The sequence below is a fragment of the Roseivirga spongicola genome (assembly GCF_001592965.1).
GTDB lineage: Bacteria > Bacteroidota > Bacteroidia > Cytophagales > Cyclobacteriaceae > Roseivirga > Roseivirga spongicola.
In genome coordinates this window covers 948876-969565 of record NZ_LRPC01000001.1, presented here as the reverse complement: position 1 = coordinate 969565, position 20690 = coordinate 948876, and the positions used below count along the sequence as shown (strand labels likewise).

Genomic DNA, 20690 nt, shown 5'->3' with positions numbered 1-20690 from the left:
TAAGTATTTAGTCTTGGGTATTGAGTATTGAGCTAGCCCAGTTTCTTAATTAAGTTGTAGAGCATCTTTTGAAGAGAGCCTACCTGAATACTCTGTTTTTCTAATTGTTCTTCACTAATCATATTAAAGCGATTCGCCAATATCAGTTGGGTCTCAACTTCACAAAGCGAACCATAGGCAATACCTAACATCTGGCGAAATTCTCCATTCGTATTTCTACCAGCACCTTCTGCAATATTAGAAGCCACCGAAACTGAGGCTCTTCTCAATTGACTTATTAAACCATACTTTTCTTCACTAGGAAAGCTGGAAGTCAGTTGATATACTGCTTCTGCTATATCTATGGCCATCTGCCATACCTTTAACTCTTTGTAATTATTCATTGTGTGTTTAATTGATGTTAAAGGGTCTCATATCTCAAGACCTACTACTCAATACTAATTGAGGAACTCATATATCCCCGCAACACCTTGGCCACCACCAACACAGGCGGTTACCATGCCGTATTTGGATTTACGTCTTCTCATTTCATTGAAGAGCTGAACGGAAAGCTTAGCACCTGAGCAACCTAGCGGGTGACCCAAAGCAATGGCTCCACCATTGACGTTTAGTTTGCTTCTGTCGAAGTCGAGTTCTTTGATAACAGCTAATGACTGCGCTGCGAAAGCCTCGTTTAGTTCGATCAAGTCTAAGTCTGACTGTTTCAAACCTGCTTGCTTTAATGCTTTTGGCACTGCCTCTACTGGACCAATACCCATAATTCTTGGGTGAACACCCATGGCAGTGTAAGTCACCATTCTGGCAATTGGCTCGAGGTTTAATTCCTTCACCATTCTTTCTGACATCACCATCACGAATGAGGCACCATCAGAAACTGGAGAAGAGTTACCAGCCGTTACTTGCCCGCCTTGAGCAAACACAGGTCGAAGTCCTGCCAACACATCTAAAGATGTATCTGCTCTTGGTCCTTCGTCTTTGTCTACCGTGTAAGATTTCTCAGCCATTTTGCCTGATGCATCTACAAACTTTTCAGTTACGTTGATTGGCACAATTTCATCATCAAAAAGGCCAGCTTCTTGTGCTTTAATCGCTTTTTGGTGCGACTCTAAAGCAAACTGATCGGCTTCGTCTCTGGTGATGTTGAATTCTTTAGCTACTTGTTCAGCCGTTAGGCCCATGCTCAAGTAATAATCGCTGTGCTCAGTGGCTAGTTTGTAGTTCAAAGCTGTTTTATAACCCATAACAGGCACCATGCTCATAGACTCTGTTCCACCTGCAATAATGCAGTCGGCAGTACCGGCATGAATTCGGGAAGAGGCCAAAGCAATGGCTTCCAAACCTGAGCCACAGTATCGGTTCACGATCATTCCCGGAACTCCGATTGGTAATGAAAGCAAAGAGATCATTCGACCCATTTGCATGCCTTGCTCCGCTTCCGGAACAGCATTTCCTACAATCAGGTCATCCACTCTTGTCGGATCGAATCCGTCAACTTTTGAGACCAAATGTTTTATTACGTCAGCAGCCATATCATCTGGGCGTACGCTTTTCAAAACGCTTCGCTTACCTCGACCTACTGCTGTTCTATATCCTGCAACTATATATGCGTCCATAATTAATGTTCAATTTTGAATGTTCAATGATTAATTGCGCAACGGTTTGCCTTTGAATAAAATACTATGGATTCTCTCCAGTGTCTTTGGCTCAGCCGTTAATTCGACAAACATTTGTCGCTCCAAATCGAGTAGGTATTGTTCCGATACTTCTTGCGGAGCAGTAAGGTCACCACCACACATGATCCACGCTAGCTTCTTAGCAATCTTCGCATCGTGCTCAGAAATGTAGTTTCCGAGTAGCATACCGTTAATTCCGGCATGGAAGTTTGCTAAACCAACCTGGCCATGAACCTTGATATCCGTTCTTTCCACAGGCTGCGTATAACCAGCCTCGTGCAGTTCTAGAACTTTAGCTTTTGCATCGGTAAGCAAACGACTTCTGTTTAAAGTCACGCCATCTTGCGGACGAAGAATGCTCATTGCTCTCGCCTCCTCTGCAGAAGTAGCCACTTTTGCAGTCGCTATGTTCATAAAGGCTTCCTGTAATCTGTTCAATTCGGGATCACCTGCAGTTAGAGAATCTGCTACACGAAGAGTAAGTTCTTTGGTTCCGCCTCCACCAGGAATCAGACCAACACCTACCTCAACCAATCCAATGTAGGTTTCGGCATGGGCTTGAATAGCATCACAATGCAGTGAAAGTTCGCAGCCACCGCCCAGTGTAAGGCCCGCAGGCGCAGCTACTACCGGAATAGATGAGAACTTCGCACGCTTCATGGTATTCTGGAATTGCGCAACCATCAGGTTTACTTCATCGAATTCCTGATCGCCTGCAAACATGAATAACATGGCTAAGTTGGCGCCAGCAGAGAAGTTGTCGCCTTCATTTCCAATCACCAGACCTTTATAGTCTTTCTCAGCCATGGCAATGGCCGTTTCAATTCCTTCGATAATTTCCTGCCCAATGGCATTCATTTTCGTGTGGAACTCAAGACAAAGCACACCATCACCAATATCGAAAAGTGAAGCCCCTGCATTGCCCCAAACTTTATGAGTTTCTCGAATATTTTCGAGAATCACCAAGTCTTCAGTACCTGGAATAGTTTTGTACGACTTAGAAGGAATGTCGTAATATTTCTTAATGCCGTTTTCAATTTTGTAGAACGAGTCGTTTCCGGCATCAAGCATTTCGTAAACCCAGTCGGCTGGCTTCATATCCATACCTTCCATTTGCTCTACTACCTTTTTGGTACCGAGCAAATCCCAAGTATCGAAAGGTCCCATTTTCCATGCGAAACCTGCACAGACTGCTTGATCTATTCGATAAAGCTCATCAGAGATTTCAGGAATTCGGTATGAAACATATTTGAAGGTATCGAAGAAGGTTCTGCGATAGAACTCTCCAGCTTTATCATCAAAGTTGACCAACTTAACTATTCGATTCTTGAGATCCTCTTCGTCCTTAACTGCTTCAAGCGCTTTGAAATTAGCTCTAGTTCTAGGGCCATACTCAAAGGTTTTCAGATCGAGCTCAAGAATCTCTTTCTTCCCGTCTTTGTCTTTTGTCTTTTTAAAGTAGCCTTGTCCAGACTTATCACCGAACCAGCCTTTTTCATGAACTTCCTTAACAATGTTAGGCAGTTTGAAAGTCTCCTTAGACTCATCGTTTGGAAGGCCAGCATATAGATTGTTCGCTACATTCACCGTAGTGTCCAAACCAACCACATCCATAGTACGGAAGGTGGCAGACTTGGCACGGCCAATCAGCGGTCCAGTCATTCTGTCTACCTCACCAACAGTTAAGCCCATGTCTTCAATAGTATGCATGGCCGACATGATGGCGTAAATGCCGATACGGTTAGCGATAAATGCCGGTGTGTCTTTACACAATACAGTCTCCTTACCCAAGTAAAGGTCTCCGTAGTGCATCAAGAAATCGATGATGTCCTGATCGGTTTTCGGGCCAGGAATGATTTCTAACAACCTCAAATATCTTGGTGGGTTAAAAAAGTGAGTTCCACAGAAATGCTTCTGGAAATCTTCACTTCTACCCTCGCACATCATGTGCATAGGAATACCTGAGGTATTTGATGTAATAAGTGTTCCAGGTTTTCTATATTTTTCAACCTGTTCAAAAACGATTTTCTTAATGTCTAATCGTTCTACAACCACCTCAATGATCCAGTCGACATCCTTAATTTTAGGCATGTCATCTTCAAAGTTGCCAGTGCTAATCAGCGAAGCAAACTTCTTGTCATAGATAGGAGATGGTTTGGATTTCAATGCAAAAGCTAGCGCATCGTTCACAATTTTGTTTCGAGCTGCCTTGTTAGACTTTTGGTCTTCTGGCAAACCTCTAGGAACGATATCGAGCAAGAGCACTTCCACACCAATGTTGGCAAAATGGCATGCAATTCTAGAGCCCATGACACCTGAACCTAGTACTGCAACTTTTTTAATAGCTCGTTTCATGCTTATTTGAATATATTTTTCGATTCAACGATTTGATTAATCTTGGAAGTAACTTCAAAGAATGCTTCCAGCTTTTCTGGTGCAATCGTTTGACGTACTGCATCATTAAATTGGATAACGGTTTCTTTAGATACTCTTCGCTTTTCCTTTCCTAGGTCGGTAAGGAAAATGCGTACAGACCTACCGTCTGTCGGGTCTTTTTCCTTGTAAATCACGCCCATCTCTTCCATACTCTTGAGCATTCTAGTTAAGCTTCTAGATTCTAATCCCATCAATGGTGCAATTTTAGTTGCTGGTGTACCATTAACCGGATCGATGTTCAATACCACAAAAGCTTGTGATGTTGTGCTATTATGCTTGGCTGCTTCTTGGTTATACATTCTGTATATAGCGTGCCAGCAAGTTTTTATATGGTGATCTACGGTTTCTTCTCTCTTCATATTCTCTTGTGAGGCTTACGAAGTTAGAAAAAATTTGTTATGCATGCATACTATTTTTTCAGAAGAATTATAGTTTAACTGAGAGTTAACAATGAAGCGTCTAACTAATCAAGTCTCTGAACTAAGAAAATGGTGGTTAACGTGGAACTAACAATTGCTGCTACAGTGCCAAAGTTTTCTAGGAACTTTCCTGGTTCTATTGGCTCCTTAGGTGGCTTAGCTGCAACGGTAATGACCGACCCATCCAAAACTTTAGGGTTTCTGAACCAACCAACCCTTTGGGTAAAACCATTGGCATTGGTGATAAAAATCTTTTGTCCATTTCTAGTTTTTCCACCTGCGTGTTTGATGTAACCACGCACGCTTTGATTAGGCTGATATTTCTGTAGAGATGGATTATGAACTTCACCTTCAACTCTTACTGTATAGAATGCTTCAGGTATATAAAGGCTATCGTTAGGTTGAAGCGTAATGTTGAAGCTTTCGTTTTGCTTGTTGAGTAAATCATCTAAAGATAAAGCTAGCTGTTGGCCATTTCTATAAAACTTTGCTCCAGGCAAATATGCATTGGGAGAAACTCCTCCAGCTCTGGTAAGCACTTCTTTGAGCGTTTCATTTTTACTTTCTAGAAAGTAACTTCCAGGAAATTTCACCTCACCCGTAAGCTTAATTTCTCTTGCTTCACTAGACCCTGGAATTAAGTCGACAGTAATGTTATCATTATGGCTTAAATAGTATTGATTTTGAGACTCACTGCTTTGGCCTAGGAGATAATTCATGTCGGTAGGCACGCGCTTTATGTTAGCGATAAGATTGCCGCTGAAGTCGAAATTTTCTCGTGTTACTGTTACGGAATCTCTAAATGCAGTTCGAACAAAGCCTCCTGCTTGGAGGATAAGATCTTCAACAGTCATGCTATCAGTCAAAGTGTACCTACCTCCATTTTTTACTGCACCCCGAATAGTTACATACTGGTCTAGTACTTCATTTATATCTCTGCTATAAAGGATTACCCTATCTTTTGGCCTAAGTACAGCATTGAACTTTTTGTCCAGCACATTATCCAAATTGAATGGTACAACTTGGTATTCTGTTTTCCCAGCTTGAAACCTCAGAAGATCTGCTCTGCTTGTTAAGATTCTATTTTGATATTCTAAATCTTCGACATTGGCAGACATGAAGATTAAATCGTAAAGCGTAAGGTTTTCTCTCCAAAGTACGGTTCTAGGTTCCGACAAAAAACCTTCAATCGAAACAGTTTCTAAATTCTTCAGTTCTTCGTCATTGTAAACCTTCAAAGAGTCATCGGCCTGTAAGAGAATATCTTGTCTATTCGATGGTTCTAAAACCTCTGTAAGATTATAAGACTGAAACTTGAGTTCACCTGTTCTATCTCTTCTGAATAAATCAACCTTTTCGAAGTAGGTATTAGGTCGAAGCCCACCTGCAAGCTGAAGTAAATCACCAACAGACATTCCTTCTTTGTACTCATATTCACCTGGCCTGAAAACTGATCCAGATACTGTTACGAGGTTATCAAACTTATCTAAGACTTTATTGAAGACGATTTCATCACCATCCTGAAGTGTAAAATTCACCCCTTGTACTAAGAGGTCATTATAATCTAGAGTGATTATCTCTCGATCGAAGCTTGTGTTTGGCCTTCCAATCACAGGCCTAATTCTTTTGATGGTAACCGACTGGGTATGGGCTGTAGGTTTAAGCCCACCAGCAAAACCGATGAGATCTATTAATCCTTCGTTCCCTTTAAGTTCATAAATACCTTCTCGGTTTACCTCCCCTTGAATAGAAATGCTGTTGAGTCTGCTCTGAATAAATATCACATCGTTACTCATTAGGCGAAGATCTTCAGATACTGCACCTTTAATCAGGTAATCGTAAAGGTCTATTGTTGAGACAAATTTGTTATTTCTGAATACTTTAATTTCCCTTAATGAGCCTGAGGTTTTAATTCCACCAGATGCATAAAGGGAATTCAAGGTGGTTGCAAAAGAATTGATGAGTAACGAACCTGGATTCTTCGACTCGCCCATAACCACTATTCGAATTGGTCTCAACTTAGTAAGAGAGACATCTAAAAATATAGCTGCCGGATTTTTAGTAAGACCAGAGTAGAATCTAGAAAGGTATTGCTTCATACGTTCGTGTAAATTGCTGTATGAAGTACCAGATACGAATACCTGCCCTACATTAGGAATGAATAGATTTCCGTTGATATCAACTTTCCCTTCGAATTGAAATTCGGCCTCTCCCCAAAGGTAAACTCTCAGTTCATCACCTGGGCCAATGATATAACCAGGGTCTATATTTCCCACAAGACCTTGCTGACTGGCGTATGGGTTAGTATTGAAAACATCGTAACCAAAATATGGTAGGCCATCACTCTTCTGTTCAGTTGGGTTCTGCTCAACTATTTGATCAGACCTGTCACTGATTTCGGTAGTATAATCGACCGTATCTAATTCAATTGTGGTGATAGCCTCAGGCTGACTATTTTCGGATTCTTTGCTTAAGATGTATTTGTTTAGGTACTCATCGTAATTGATGCCGTAGAGTCTGGCTTGTCTTCGAGCATCTGCTTCGGACATACCTCTTTTTCTTAATTCTGCCTGAACTTCTTCGTAGGTGTCAATCCCTCTTTTTTCTAGCTCTTGCTTTATTTGTTGCTCTGACTGAGCGTACAATAAACTAGGCGCAGCCAATAGGGTTAAACCATAAAAAATTATAATGCTGGTTCGGTTAAAACGCATCTTTCCGTTCTATTTGGTTGGGTCTTCCCTAGTTGAGGTTTGGCAAGGTATTAAAACCTTGATTGATAAGGAATAAATAGATTGGAATTAATGAAAGAATAACTTGAATTTAAAGAGATTCGATCTCAAAATCACCGCCTTTGCCGAAAGAGATCAAGTCGAAAAGCCTGTATTTTTCTAGAGTATTTATGTCTTTCAATTGGCAATCTCCATCTGCCATAATTTCTTCGATCACAAATTCATATTCTTCCCCGAAATTAGTCAATCTGAATTTTTTTCCGACCCTTAAGTTGTTGAAAGACTTAGCCATTCATTGATTATTAAAATCTCCACGTAGTTCCCGGAACCTATTACGCGCCTCAGCCACATAAATGCTTCCTTTAAATTTGGTGAGCAAATTTGAATAAATATTCATTGCTTCTTCCTCACGATCCAGATCTTCTTGCAGAATAATTCCTGATAAGTACAAAGCATCATCGGCCAGAATATCATAGTCATACAATTCACCGATTTGTTGGAGAGGTTCTAAAGCCAATTCAAACCTACCTAATTCCCTCAAGGTTTGAGCCTTTAGATATAATACCTCATCGCAAATAGAGTGGCCATTGTGTTTGGTAAGCATTGAGTCCATTGCCACCAAAGCTTCTTGCTTCTGATTTTGAAAAATCATGAGTTCAATATTGGCATATTCTTGCATTACTAAGTTGGTGGTATCAAAGACCGTATTGTTCTTTATGAGAATGCTAAGATCTAGGGCATCATTGGCTATTTCTCTAGAAGTGGCCAACTTAAGAATGTCTAAATGACTCTGAGCAAGGTCAAACTCCCCTTTGAAGTATGAAAGCTTAGCACTTTTAAGTTTAGCTGTATAACCTAAGGGTTCATCCTTAAACATTCTTTCTACCTGGCCATATAATAAAATGGATTCCCAAGGCTGTTCATCCAATAGGTATATGTCTGCCAGGTCCATCTTAGCCTCTGCAACCACTCTGTGCTTGCCTACAGGATTTTCTAACAGGTTCTGAAGGGTTGATATAGCTTGAACTATTTCGTTAAGCTGAAAGGCCTGTAAAAGGGCTATTCTTCTTTGAGCCTCCATGGCCGAATAGATATCTCGAGAGTTTTCTTGGTAGGTCTTATACTTTTCTATCAGTTTTCTCACCGCAGCTGTATCTACAGGGTATGTTGTTTTCACAACTTCTTCTTCGGCTAAAAGGGAGTAGCGCTCGGCTAATCGGATATTCGGACTTTCTCGAAAATCTGAGGTAATGAATCCGAAGGCTTGTGTGGCTGTTTTAAAATCTTTGTTCTCGAAAGATACCATGCCCACCTCCAAAATATTTTGAGCGTTATTAGCCAGTCTTCTGTCTAGGGCTCTAGCCTGCCGTAAGGCAGCAGAAAAATTCTTCTGTTGCAAATGAGTCCAAACTAATAGCTCATTGAAAACAGGATTTCCAGCCTCTTTCTGAATAAAGTCATACAACACAATTTCTAGGGTGTCCATATCTGTTGGTTCTATGAGATACCTCTGAAATGAGTTTTTAATGAAGCCTATATTTCTAGGGTTAGACTTAGAAAAATTAAGGTACTCTGTGACCATATTTTCCTTTTCATTCAGTACCCGATAAACCGAAGCTAAGTCTAGGGCAAAGAGATCATTACTCTTAACACTGCTTCTACCCTTCTTGTAAGCATCGATAGCTTTATCTCTAAAATTCTTTTCAAATAGTAATTGAGCTAAAATTCGGATATTGTTCATTTTGATACTCGGATCACTATCTTCCATGATCTCGTCTGTAAGCTCATCTATGTATTTATCAGCTTTATCATCTTCACCCATGGTTCGATATAAAACTCCCATATCTATGGCATACCTGAAATTGCCTTTCATTTGCCTTAAAACAGATTTGAGATATTTCTCTGCAGCACCGAACTCCTTTTCAGCAAGTAGGAGTTTAAAATAAGATTCGTGAATTCTGGGAATGTACTCTCGACTTTTGGCAAGCTTCTCAAATTCGCTTCGAGCTTTGTCAACATCTCCTTGGCTCAAATACTCTTCTGCAATTTTTACTGGATCACTCGATTGAGCCTTTACATTGGAAAATGTGGCAAACAAGATGAGAAGGATGACAAGAGGCTTTTTCAGACTTATTAACAGTTTCCACATACCCATTATATTAAATTAAATATTAAATAATTTTTTATCATTTCTATTAGGCCTGTGTAAAAGTGGATAACTCAAGTTATTCAACTTATCCATGTGGGTTGTTAGTGATGCGGTAATGAAATGATCGTTATTCACATTTTATCGTCTTGTATTTTATAGATTTTCAATGAGTTATAAAACTTTGTTGATAACGTGTGTTTTTTGTGAATATGTTAGCTTACTGAGACCGATGTGGATGAGTTAAGGATATTATGTGAATGGAATTCAAGTTTGGTGGTAAAACTCATGATGTGGATTGTGTTGGTGTATAGTTTTGGGGAAATCCACATCATGAAAAGGAGTTATTCACAAGTTAGAAACTGATGTTGGTATCTGTATTCTCCCAGTTTTTCCTTACTTCGATAACCTTGGTTTGATAGTATGAGTCGAAGTAGTAGTGAATATCTTCTGGTAATTCTTGTGTTAGCATGTTGCCAATATCTAACTTTCTGTTTCCATTTCTATCGTCAATAACTCTTACCATATACCTGCCCGCTGGTAGATATTGAAAGCTAAAATCTTTTGAGTATGATTCTCTTACTACAGCTTTATTAGATGCGCTCAACAGCTGAACAATAATGTTAGGTGCATCAGTAGTTACCTTTCCTGTGATGGATGCTGTTTCACTGGATTCCGTGAAGTTGTAGGCTTTTTCTATAACCTTTGAACTATCTCCATCTGCTGAGATAAATGCTCCCCTACCTGTATAGATATTCATCTGAGGATTCTGTCTGGTGAGGAGTTCAGTTAGTGTAATACCCGTATTTAGCTCGGTTCGATATTGATTGAACTTGAAGGCATCGCTGTTCAGGTCAATTGTTTGAGTACTGTCTATAGTAATGTTAATGCTATCCAGGTTGTAGTCTGTTAATGGCTTGCTAAACTCAAAAACTAAGGTATCGCCAGGTAAGGCTTGCGATCTGTTTGGTACTGTGGAGATGGTGAAATCGGCTTTTTCAACTTTAGAATCTGTAAAATAGAGCTTTACAGTGTCCTGTAAGACATATTCTAAAGAGTCAGTGGCCTGATAGATTAAGTTTAGGGTATCTCCATAATTTCTACCATTTCTATAGAATCGGATTTTGTCATCTCCTACGGGTTGAAAAGATAGATTTTCGTTATTAACTAATTGAAAGTCAGTAAGTTGTTTATTGAATGTTATGTCGTAATAGGCTCCGAAGTGCCTTGATGAAAGCTTTCTGAGTTCTGTGGTATTCAAATTTTGTATGGTGAGGTTTATACCTTCTAGGTTAGAATTCAGCTGTAATGTATCTGGGTAGAAACCGTACTTCTCATCTTTGGAGTCTGCTTTATTATTATTGTTTTTATCGTTGGTGGCATATAACCGGTAATCTCCTGCAGGTAGATTTACGAACTTATAATTGCCCAATGTATCTGTGATACTAAAGTATGAGGCTACACCATTAAGTATGTCGGTTGAATCATTGGCAAAGTATAGGGCGACTAGGGCATCTTCTGCCGGCTCTTGATCTAAGAGTGTTTTAACATTGCCAGAAATAGTCAATGAATCTATGTAAGCCCCTGTTGAGAAACTAAGGTTTAGATTCTGTGCGGGATTATTGTTTGTTATATCCTGAATGGTAGATCCAAAGCCTACTGAATAAGTGGTGTTTTCACGAAACGGTTCAAAGAATGAAAGCTCAACGGTGTTCTTCTTTACTCTTGTCTTAAATGATCCAGTAACACGGGGAGTAATAATAATATCGGTCTCAATGTTCTTGGTGTTTACCCATTCATCAAAGGTTAAGAATATACTCTGACCTTGATAATTAGTTTGACCTTGTTCTGGGACTGAGCTCAAAAGTACTGGTGGGGTTTCGTCTTCTGGTCCACCTTGTGGTGTACTGATATTTGCACAGCCCACTATGAAACTGATTAGGGCTAGAATTATGAATGGGATGCTTTTTCTCATTTGCTCAGTATGTAAATAAGGCTACTGTATTCCTTAGTGCGTTTTGCTTTGGAATTAGACTTATATCCAATTCGAAATGCATTGAACAGATTGCTCTTACCATTCTTATATTTTTCTGATAAGATGCTCACATAATAGCTATCGAACTTTAAAGGATGTGTTGAAACAATATTCAAACCAAATCTCTTTGCTAGGCTAAACATACTTTTCTGATTGAAGTGGTATAGATGCCTAGGAACATCATAGCCTGCCCAATGATTTAGATAGTGCTTGGCGTCATATGATTGGTAGTTGGGTAAGGCCAGCACCAGTACTCCGTTTTTGGATAAATGACTGATAAGTTTGTTCAGTGTCGTATCTAAGTCATGAACATGCTCGAGTACATGGAATAAACTTATGCAATCAAATTCTCTCTTTAGATTACTTAGTTCAATAACATCTATCCCTTTGCTTAGCGCCTGATTCTTTGCAGAATCATCTGGCTCTATACCCGTTACTTGCCAGCCTTTGGACTGCATGAAATGGGGAAACGATCCTGCTCCACAACCATAATCAAGAAGGTTTTTCCCTAGGGTATATTTTTCAATCAGCTTTTTCTTGTATTGTAGATTTTGCCGTTGAACGGTTTTATAAGCTAAGTCGAATACAGGATTTACAGAATCTCCGTGTGAGATGTAATTGTTAGACTTATAGTAAGGTATTATTTCGTCAACATTTGGTTGCGGGTTTGTACTTAATGTTTCGCAACTAGTACACTGCTTTAGTTGAAAGCTTTCTTTGGAGCCAAAGTGATCTTCTACCTCAAGGTAATCCTTGAACTTAGTTTGTTGACAAACCGGACATTCGTTTATTTCTTTCACTGTTTTACCTTCCCATGTAAACCATCAAAACAGAAATGTCGGCAGGAGAAACTCCACTGATTCTAGAAGCTTGTCCCAAGGTGGATGGCTTAATCTTGTTGAGTTTTTCTCTACCCTCGGCAGAAAGTGCTGTGATATCAGAGTAGTTGAGTTTGTCTGAAATCTTAACATTTTCAAGCTCATTCATCTTCTGAGCAAGCTTCATTTCCTTATCGATATAGTCTTCATATTTGATGTGAATGTCAGCTGACTCAATAATATGCTTGTCATACTTATTGAGGTAGGTGGCATAATCCTCTCCTATTTCTTTTAGGTTATTAATATCGAGCTGTGGTCTCTTAACAAGTTTATTCAGGGTTGTTCTGTGCTGAATAGCCGCGGTATTGTGAGACTCCAACATTGGATTTGCCATATCTGGATCTACTTTTTTCTGATGAAGATCATTGATAAGCAGGTTGAGTTGTCTCTGCTTTTCTTTGGTTTGCTTAAGGCGATCTTCGCTTGCTAATCCGATATTGAACCCTCTTTCGGTTAGCCTCAAATCAGCATTGTCTTGCCTAAGAAGTATACGATGCTCTGCCCTACTAGTGAACATTCTATAAGGCTCATTAGTACCCTTATTGATGAGATCATCGATAAGCACACCTATATATGCTTCGGACCTAGTGAGAGTGAATTCATCTTCTGAGTGAATTTTGCGGTGTGCATTTATGCCAGCAATAAGACCTTGGCAAGCTGCTTCTTCATAACCTGTGGTTCCGTTGATTTGCCCAGCGAAGTATAGATTTTCCACCAGCTTTGTTTCTAGGGTCAGGTTAAGCTGTGTTGGTGGAAAGTAATCATACTCTATGGCATAACCCGGTCTAAACATTTTGACGTTTTCGAAGCCGTCAATTTTCCTGATAGCCTCATATTGAATGTCTTCTGGTAGAGACGTTGAGAAACCATTGACATAGATTTCTACAGTGTTCCACCCTTCTGGCTCTACAAAGATCTGATGCCTATTACGTTCTGCAAACCTGTTGATCTTATCTTCTATAGATGGGCAATATCGTGGACCGATACCCTGAATTCTTCCATTGAACATTGGTGACCGATCGAATCCTTTCTCTAAGGTTTCGTGAACTTCTGGGTTGGTATAGGTGATAAAACAACTTCTTTGCTCTGTCAATGGCTTGGTTTCGGAGCTGAAGGAGAACTTTTCAGGTTGCTCATCTCCCCTTTGTTCCTCCATTTTGGAGTAATCAAGTGAGCGGCCGTCAACTCTTGGTGGAGTTCCAGTTTTCATTCTACCAGCTTCAAACCCTATTTGCACTAGTTGTTCGGTGATACCTTTAGCGGCATGCTCTCCAGTTCTACCTCCGCCAAACTGCTTTTCACCAATATGTATGATACCATTTAGGAATGTACCTGAGGTAAGTATCACTGCTTTAGCCTCAAAGTCTATTCCCATTCCTGTTTTTACTCCAGTAGCTTTTCCATCCCTGTAGGTAATGCCCGTAACCATTTCTTGCCAAAAGTCTACATTTGGATTCTGCTCTAGAGCGAGCCTCCACTCTTCAGCAAATCGCATTCGATCGTTTTGTGTTCGAGGGCTCCACATTGCAGGGCCTTTCGATTTATTAAGCATGCGGAATTGAATCATAGACTTGTCAGATATTATGCCTGACATTCCGCCTAATGCGTCAATTTCACGAACTATTTGTCCTTTGGCTACACCTCCCATTGCTGGGTTGCAAGACATTTGCGCAATGGTGTTCATGTTCATGGTTATTAATAAAACCTTTGAACCCATTTTGGCAGCTGCGTTTGCTGCTTCGCATCCTGCATGCCCAGCACCAACTACTATTACATCGTACTTTGGATACATACCTTGTTCTTTAACCAACTGTTCCACGTGGAACAATAAGTGAAAAAGTCATCTTAAAGTTTCACGTGGAACATTTACTTTTTTGGAATCTGAAGCAAAGATAAGGAAGCTTCTTCGCTTTTTCTCATGGCCACCTGTTGCTCCTCAGTTTTGTCAGCTTGGCCTAACAGATGGAGAACTCCGTGGATGAGTACTCTGTACAATTCGTTGTCGAAATGCGTGGCTTCGGTAATCGCATTCTCTTTAACTCTATCAATCGATATGAATATGTCAGAGAGAATGGGTTCATCTAATGCTTCTCTATTGTCGAAGGTGATGATGTCTGTGTAATAATCGTGATAGAGGTATTCACGGTTTACATTGAGCAAATACTCATCAGAACAAAAGATGTAGTTTATTTCCTCAATCGACTGTTGATGTGATTCAACAATCGATTTAATCCACTTTCTAATAATTGTTTTATGGTTGAGTTTGAACTCAACGTCTTCAACAAAGAAGTTGATTTGTGATGACATTAATCTATATAGAAGGTTAATTCAACGGTTCGGCCTTCATCCTTGAATTGAATTTCATCGGCTAAGTTCTTCATTAAGAATATTCCTCTTCCACCTATTTTCTGAACATTCTCTGGTGCTGTAGGGTCTGGTAGGTTTTTGTAATCGAAACCTACGCCTTGGTCTGTTATAGAGAAGACAATTTCTTCTTCCAAGAGGGCAGCGCTGAGCTTTACGCTCTTCTGCTTATCTGCCTGGTTACCATGAAGGATGGCGTTATTCACCGATTCTATAACGGCAATCATAATGTTGCCATATACATCGTCAGTGAGCTCGTACTTCTCCTTGGCGTTGTCTATAAAACTCTCAACTATTCTGATGTTTTCGGTGAGAGAAGGTATTTCAATACTAATGTTCTTCATTCAGTGAGCTCAGTTCTTTTCTTTGATCTTTTTGAAGTATTTGTTGGTTTCCTTCTTGTAGTATGGATTAAGCTTAGCAGGAATAGTTTTTAAAAGTTCAATTTCCTTTTCTTTAGCTTTCAAATAGTCGTTAAGCGATTGTGGAATGGAAAGCTCAAAATCTTCAGCCGTTCTGGCTTCTCTTTCGTCATCTTCCCCTCGTTCTCTCATAGAGTTTTCGGCATCCAACATTCTAGTTAATATCTCTTGCTGACGTTCTATTGTTTGGTCAGTGATGTTCTTATTGATCAGGTCCCATTCGTTTTGCTCCATCTGCTCAATAAGCTTATCAATTTTCTCGCCTAATTTATTTCCCTGCATGCCTGTTTCAAAGTTTTCTAGGGTATTTCTGAGCTTCTCTTGTTGAGCTGCCATTTTTGCTAATTCTTCCGAGAGTTCTCTTCCGCTTTTTCCGCTCTTTTTAAGCTGTTTTATTTGATCGCTAAGCTGTTGTTGGAGTTCTGACATGCCATTGATACCTGGATTGCTTTTTGAACCTTTCTTGGAGCCATTCATTGAGCCAGCCATCTGTTGTTGCATTTGTTGAAGCACATCATCTAGTAGAAGTGCCAGGTTATTGATGGAAGTCATGGTAAACTGTTGCTTTCCTATAACTTCATTGAGTCTTTTCTCCTTGAGCGATTCAATAGTACCATCCATTTGTCGGTTCATTTCATCCAATTCTTTCATAACGAAGGATGAAATTTCAAAAACGCGTTGCGAAAGTGCTACAAGACTGTCTTGTATAATCTGTGAATCATCTTTTAGCTTTAATTGCTCTTGACCAAGCTTCACAACCCTAGGGTCGCTTTGGCGAATTTCTTTGAATTGATCCATTAAACCTTCCTGATTGAAAGAGAGGGTAAGAAGATTATCGACAAGATCTCGAAGGTTGTCCATGTCTTCTGACCGTTGTTCCATCTGCATGCTGTTCTGCATATTTTGCATGCTTTGTTTAAGCTCTTGCATTTTCTGGGTTGCCCTCTGTTGAGATTGACTGGCTTTACTTTGAGGAGAATTACCTTCATATTGTTCCTCTTGCTGACCTTCCTCATTTTGCTCTCCTTCGCCTTCAACTGACTCTGATTGCTCTTGCTGCGCTTCTTCTTCTAAGGCTTCTTGAGCTTTTTGTTGTTCTTCTTGAATCTCTTCTATCTGTTCCTTAGCGTCTTGAGGTAGTTGATCAGGATTCTTTCTTTCCTGATTTAACTCATTCAGCTTTTCTAATTGCTCTTCTAGTTTCTTGGAGTCTTCCTTGAGTTCTTCTTGCTTGTTTGCTAGATCTTCGCTTGTCTTTTCTCCATTTTCTGTTTCTTCTTGCAGTTCTTGCTGTTGTTGAGTCTGATTTTCTAATTCCTCAATATTCTCTTGCAAAGCCATATCGAATTGGAGTTTTTTGAAGAGTTCTAAAGTTCTTTCTAGGTCCTCTTCTAGGTTTCCACTCTGATCACTCAACTCATTCATTTTCTCTCTAAACTCCTCAATATCAGATTGTTGTTTTAGTAATTCTCTTAGTTCATCGTAGAGTTTTTTGGTCTCGTCATCTAGCACGCTGTTCATTATCTCTTGCAGCTGCTCCATCTTGTTTTTCACCTCATCGTTCTGAGGCTTAAACTGATCTAGTTTTTTATTATTAAGCTGATTTTCCTTTTTCAGCTGATCTACCTTTTTCGCAAGTTCTTCTTTCTGGTTCAAGATTTCCTGCATTAGCTTTTCATCTTGCCAATCCATTTCTTTCTTAGTTTTCAGCTTTTCATCGGCCTCTCGAATTTTCTTGCTTAAATCTTCAGTTTGTTTCAGTGTTTCATCAATGTTTTCCTTTACGGCCTGGCTAGACTTTTCAATGTCTTTTTCTAACTCTTCTAAAGAAGGTATTTTGAAACTGTATGAGGAAGACTTAGCTGATTTATATCCATTAACGCCATCATTATCAGATACTTGTACGTAATATGTAAGCTCTGCTCCCGCTTTGATTTTTGCAGAGTCTAATTTGAATATGTAGTAATAAGATTGATCTAATGTGGCCGGGTTGAACGGTAAATTTAAGCTTTCGTATTTCTCTCCGTCATAAGAATAATGCATTGCCAATGAGCTGAAACCATAATCGTCTTCGATCTTTCCTCCTAATACTATGTTTTTATAAAGCACGGTATCTTGATATTGATCTAGCACAATACTCGGAGTCCTATCTTTAATTACTTCTATTTGAAATTTTAAAGAATCTCTGTTGGTACTGTTCTCATTTTTAAGTTGAACAGAATATGATCCGCCATTTTTAATGGTTTGCGACAGGTTGAACTTGTTTTTGCCAGTGCTCTCCCCTTTCAACTGTTCTTCAGCGTTATGGAAATAGAAACTTACACTTTCCGTATTTGAGGCGTCAATGTTCCACGTGGCCAGAGTGCCTTCAGGAATGGTTAGGTTGCCTGAGTTTTTGATAGATTCATCTGCAATTCTGGTATAATCAGGATAGTTAAGATCGATACTGAAAAGAGAAAGACTTGGTCTTAGATAGGTTTCAATTTCATAAGTACTCGATACTAATCCTTCGGCCTCTAACCTGAATGTGGTGTTTTCTTTTAGTCTTGAAATCTGATATTGGAATTGGCCTTGGCCTTGTTGAATAGCCTTAATTTTTCTTTCATTGATCCAGACAAATAGATTTTCTGGAACCGCCCTACCTTGTGTACTTACTGATATTGTAAAAGGCTCATCCTTAAATCCTGACAGTTTATCATTGTCTAAAACAAAGCTAAAGGGTGCCTCAGGCAGAAATTCATCGTTATAATTGATGATTCTAGTGGAGCTTTCTGTAAGAAATTGAGGTATAAAGATGAAGAGTAAGACAATTATGGATGCCGGAATGTAAGAGTACTTAAAGTATTTTTTGTTGGCCTTAATGTCTATTGCGCTTGCAAATGGAATCTGCTGTAGTTTAAGGCTCTTCTGTTGAATACTAGCAATTAACAACTCGCTTTGGCTGTCAGAAAGCCGTTCTAACTGAATAACATTAAGCAACTTGTCAGATACTTCAGGGAAATGCTTGCCTATTTGCCTTGCGGCTTCTTCATTGCTCATTTGGCTACCATGGTTGCTCATTACCATTAAATGCCGAATGACCAACCAATAAAGTGAAACGATTAGGGCAGTGAGAAATGTGTAGAAAACAATTGCTCTGCCCACTTTAGATAGATGAGCGGAGAATTCTATTGTATTGATTAACAGAAAGGCTATAAGAAGGCCGCTGAGCAAAATGATTGCTCCTTTAATGGCTTTATTCTTATAGTATTTTCTTTTGTAGTCCTTTAACTGCTTTATCAACGACTCATTAGAACCCATAGCCTGCTTTCTTTAGTCTACAGTAATTACGCAAATACTTTCTAAAGGATTGTAAAACAATTGATAAACAGGCTAATAAAGTTTCTGTTTAGTCAATTTCTAGTACTATCGGGCAGTGGTCTGAATGAAATGCATTAGGCAGAATTGTAGCAGATTTTAGCCTTGTCTTTAGAGGCTCGGTGGCCATGTGGTAGTCAATTCTCCATCCCTTATTATTGGCACGGGCATTTGCTCTGTAGCTCCACCAAGAGTATTGATGTGGCTCCGTATTAAATTCTCTGAACGTATCTACAAATCCAGATTCTACATATTGAGTGAGCCAAGCCCTTTCTTCAGGTAAAAAGCCTGAAGAATTCTTATTAGATACGGGGTTATGAATGTCTATTTCTTTGTGTGCTATGTTGTAATCTCCACTAATAATAAGGTTCGGTACTTCTTTCCTGAGCTCATCCACATAAGTTTGGAAGAAGTCTAACCACTCATATTTGAAATCTTGGCGTATGTCTCCGCTAGTACCACTAGGCATATAAACCGACATAACAGAAAAGTCTTTGTAATCGGCTCGTAATACTCTGCCTTCATTATCATACAAAGGGTTTCCACAGCCGTGTTCCACGTGAAGCGGAGTGTGTTTAGTGAGTATTCCTACTCCAGAATAGCCTTTTTTCTCAGCATTTTCCCAGTACATCTGGTAACCCAAGTCTTCATAAAAGTCCTCTACTTGTTCTGGATTCGCTTTAAGTTCTTGCAAACAAAGAATATCAGGGTTTTCCTCTTCCAACCATTCTCTAAAACCTTTTCTTAAGGCAGCTCTAATTCCATTTACGTTGTAGGAGATAATTTTCATGCTTCGATTTTTAATTCGTATTCCTTCTCAAAATATTCTAGCACATGCATTTTGAGAAGCTTTTCCTGATCCAATAGATCAAACTTGGGTAATTTCTTAACGGCACTCCAATGAGGCCAGCCTTCTTGATCTACACTTTGTAGCTCATAATAGCCAGAATAGCTCAAAACCTTGCATATTGCTATATGCATTAGGTCTTGCTTCTCTTCCTTGCTAAAAGTTTGAGGGCCCCTTCCTAGTTCCTGGACTCCAATAAGAAACAGAACTCCATTTAGGTCTTTCGGCCTTTTACCGATAGTGTCTTTGAGCGAAGTCATCAACTTAGCCCACCTCACATGAAGTTCTAGATCTTTTTTATACATTTTCTTCTTGTAGTGCCTCCCAATATTCTACGGCTCTTCTCAAATGAGGAATTACTATGGTGCCACCAATAAGGTTGGCAATAGAGAAAGCTTCATATACTTCTGCAGATGAGAGTTTGAGGTCGTGGCATTTGCCTAAGTGATATCTTACGCAGTCATCGCACCTTAAAACCATCGAACAGGCAAGCCCTACAATTTCCTTGGTTTTAACGTCTAGAGCACCTTCGGCAAAAGCATTGGTATCTAAATTAAAGATACGCTTGAGCACTTTATTATCAGCTGCCATGATCTTCTCGTTCATTTCAGCTCTGTATTCATTGAAATTTTGAATAATACTCATTTCTAATTTAATTATATTGTTGGAAATGAACCTACACAACTATTTTACAGATTTCTTATCTCTTATTTATCCGAATCTGTGTTTGGGCTGTGATGACCCTCTTCCAAAGGGCAGCAAATATATATGTCCTAAATGTCATTACAATTTACCGAAGACTAATACTTACAAACTGCAAGACCACATATTTAAGGACAAGTTTGATGGAGTAGTTCCCATAGCTCATGTTTTAGTTTATACTTACTTTATTAAGAATGGAATTATGCAGCATGTTCTGCATGATTTAAAGTATAACGACAATAGAGAAATTGGAGTGATGATGGGCAGATGGTTTGGTCATGACTTACTACTGGGCGGTTATTCCGATAGCTTCGACATGATAATACCTGTTCCGCTTCATACAGAAAGACTAAAGAAAAGAGGGTATAACCAAGCTGCAGCTTTTGGCTCTGGTTTATCTGAGGTGTTAAAGGTTGAACAGAGAGAAGATCTGCTTATTAGAAATAAATACATTGAATCTCAAACGAGGAAATCTAAGGTTCGAAGAATTCAGAATGTTGAGGGTATTTTTCAAGTTGAAAGAGGCAAAGACCTATCTGATAAAAGTGTGCTTCTTGTGGATGATGTACTGACTACTGGTTCTACCCTGATTGCCTGTGCAGAACCACTGCTTAGGGCTGGTATAAAAAACCTGAGTATAGCGGTAATGGCTGGTGTAAAATAAAAAAGGTGACCGAGGCCA

At 39.4% G+C, this 20690-nt stretch carries 17 protein-coding genes; 1 reads left to right on the top strand and 16 read right to left on the bottom strand.

Translation table 11 applies throughout. The features are described 5' to 3' along the window. Positions 1–32: 32 nt before the first annotated feature. The 16 genes from AWW68_RS04375 to AWW68_RS04300 form a co-directional block, all read right to left on the bottom strand. Positions 33–383 (bottom strand): four helix bundle protein, encoded by a 351-nt coding sequence (locus tag AWW68_RS04375; RefSeq protein ID WP_068216992.1) that lies wholly within the window; start codon positions 381–383, stop codon positions 33–35. 54 nt (positions 384–437) lie between these two features. Further along, positions 438–1613: an acetyl-CoA C-acyltransferase gene (locus AWW68_RS04370; RefSeq protein ID WP_068216989.1), complete on the bottom strand. Its 1176-nt coding sequence runs from the start codon at positions 1611–1613 to the stop codon at positions 438–440. A 30-nt stretch (positions 1614–1643) separates the two neighbouring features. Continuing rightward, a complete protein-coding gene (locus AWW68_RS04365) occupies positions 1644–4028 on the bottom strand; it encodes a 3-hydroxyacyl-CoA dehydrogenase/enoyl-CoA hydratase family protein (RefSeq protein ID WP_068216987.1) in 2385 nt (794 codons plus the stop codon). A 2-nt stretch (positions 4029–4030) separates the two neighbouring features. Continuing rightward, positions 4031–4468 (bottom strand): MarR family winged helix-turn-helix transcriptional regulator, encoded by a 438-nt coding sequence (locus tag AWW68_RS04360; RefSeq protein WP_068216984.1) that lies wholly within the window; start codon positions 4466–4468, stop codon positions 4031–4033. A 104-nt stretch (positions 4469–4572) separates the two neighbouring features. Further along, positions 4573–7239, bottom strand: coding sequence for an SLBB domain-containing protein (locus tag AWW68_RS04355; RefSeq protein ID WP_068216983.1), 2667 nt, complete (start codon positions 7237–7239; stop codon positions 4573–4575). A 109-nt stretch (positions 7240–7348) separates the two neighbouring features. Next, positions 7349–7549 carry a hypothetical protein gene (locus AWW68_RS04350; protein WP_068216980.1) on the bottom strand — a complete coding sequence of 67 codons (201 nt, stop codon included), beginning with the start codon at positions 7547–7549 and terminating at the stop codon, positions 7349–7351. Continuing rightward, positions 7550–9406 carry a tetratricopeptide repeat protein gene (locus tag AWW68_RS04345; protein ID WP_068218468.1) on the bottom strand — a complete coding sequence of 619 codons (1857 nt, stop codon included), beginning with the start codon at positions 9404–9406 and terminating at the stop codon, positions 7550–7552. Between the two features lie 352 nt (positions 9407–9758). Beyond that, entirely contained in the window at positions 9759–11378 is a 1620-nt protein-coding gene (locus AWW68_RS04340; RefSeq protein WP_068216978.1) for an Ig-like domain-containing protein, read from the bottom strand. After that, entirely contained in the window at positions 11375–12238 is an 864-nt protein-coding gene (locus AWW68_RS04335) for a class I SAM-dependent methyltransferase (protein WP_245660206.1), read from the bottom strand. Before AWW68_RS04335 ends, AWW68_RS04340 begins: the two co-directional genes overlap by 4 nt. A gap of 4 nt (positions 12239–12242) precedes the next feature. Continuing rightward, positions 12243–14108 (bottom strand): tRNA uridine-5-carboxymethylaminomethyl(34) synthesis enzyme MnmG, encoded by a 1866-nt coding sequence (gene mnmG / locus AWW68_RS04330; RefSeq protein WP_068218463.1) that lies wholly within the window; start codon positions 14106–14108, stop codon positions 12243–12245. 74 nt (positions 14109–14182) lie between these two features. Further along, positions 14183–14623 carry an rRNA maturation RNase YbeY gene (ybeY, locus tag AWW68_RS04325; protein ID WP_068216976.1) on the bottom strand — a complete coding sequence of 147 codons (441 nt, stop codon included), beginning with the start codon at positions 14621–14623 and terminating at the stop codon, positions 14183–14185. Continuing rightward, entirely contained in the window at positions 14623–15024 is a 402-nt protein-coding gene (locus AWW68_RS04320; protein WP_068216975.1) for an ATP-binding protein, read from the bottom strand. Before AWW68_RS04320 ends, ybeY begins: the two co-directional genes overlap by 1 nt. Before the next feature lie 9 nt (positions 15025–15033). Next, the gene (locus AWW68_RS04315) at positions 15034–18402 is read right to left on the bottom strand and encodes a DUF4175 family protein (protein WP_068216973.1); all 3369 of its coding nucleotides are present in this window, start codon (positions 18400–18402) and stop codon (positions 15034–15036) included. A gap of 88 nt (positions 18403–18490) precedes the next feature. After that, positions 18491–19249 (bottom strand): exodeoxyribonuclease III, encoded by a 759-nt coding sequence (locus AWW68_RS04310; protein WP_068216970.1) that lies wholly within the window; start codon positions 19247–19249, stop codon positions 18491–18493. Then, entirely contained in the window at positions 19246–19611 is a 366-nt protein-coding gene (locus AWW68_RS04305) for a hypothetical protein (protein ID WP_068216968.1), read from the bottom strand. Before AWW68_RS04305 ends, AWW68_RS04310 begins: the two co-directional genes overlap by 4 nt. Further along, entirely contained in the window at positions 19604–19951 is a 348-nt protein-coding gene (locus AWW68_RS04300; RefSeq protein WP_068216966.1) for a carboxymuconolactone decarboxylase family protein, read from the bottom strand. Before AWW68_RS04300 ends, AWW68_RS04305 begins: the two co-directional genes overlap by 8 nt. 25 nt (positions 19952–19976) lie before the next feature. Between AWW68_RS04300 and AWW68_RS04295 the strand changes: the two genes are divergently transcribed. Continuing rightward, positions 19977–20672: a ComF family protein gene (locus tag AWW68_RS04295; RefSeq protein ID WP_084375567.1), complete on the top strand. Its 696-nt coding sequence runs from the start codon at positions 19977–19979 to the stop codon at positions 20670–20672. The last annotated feature ends 18 nt before the right edge of the window (positions 20673–20690 follow it).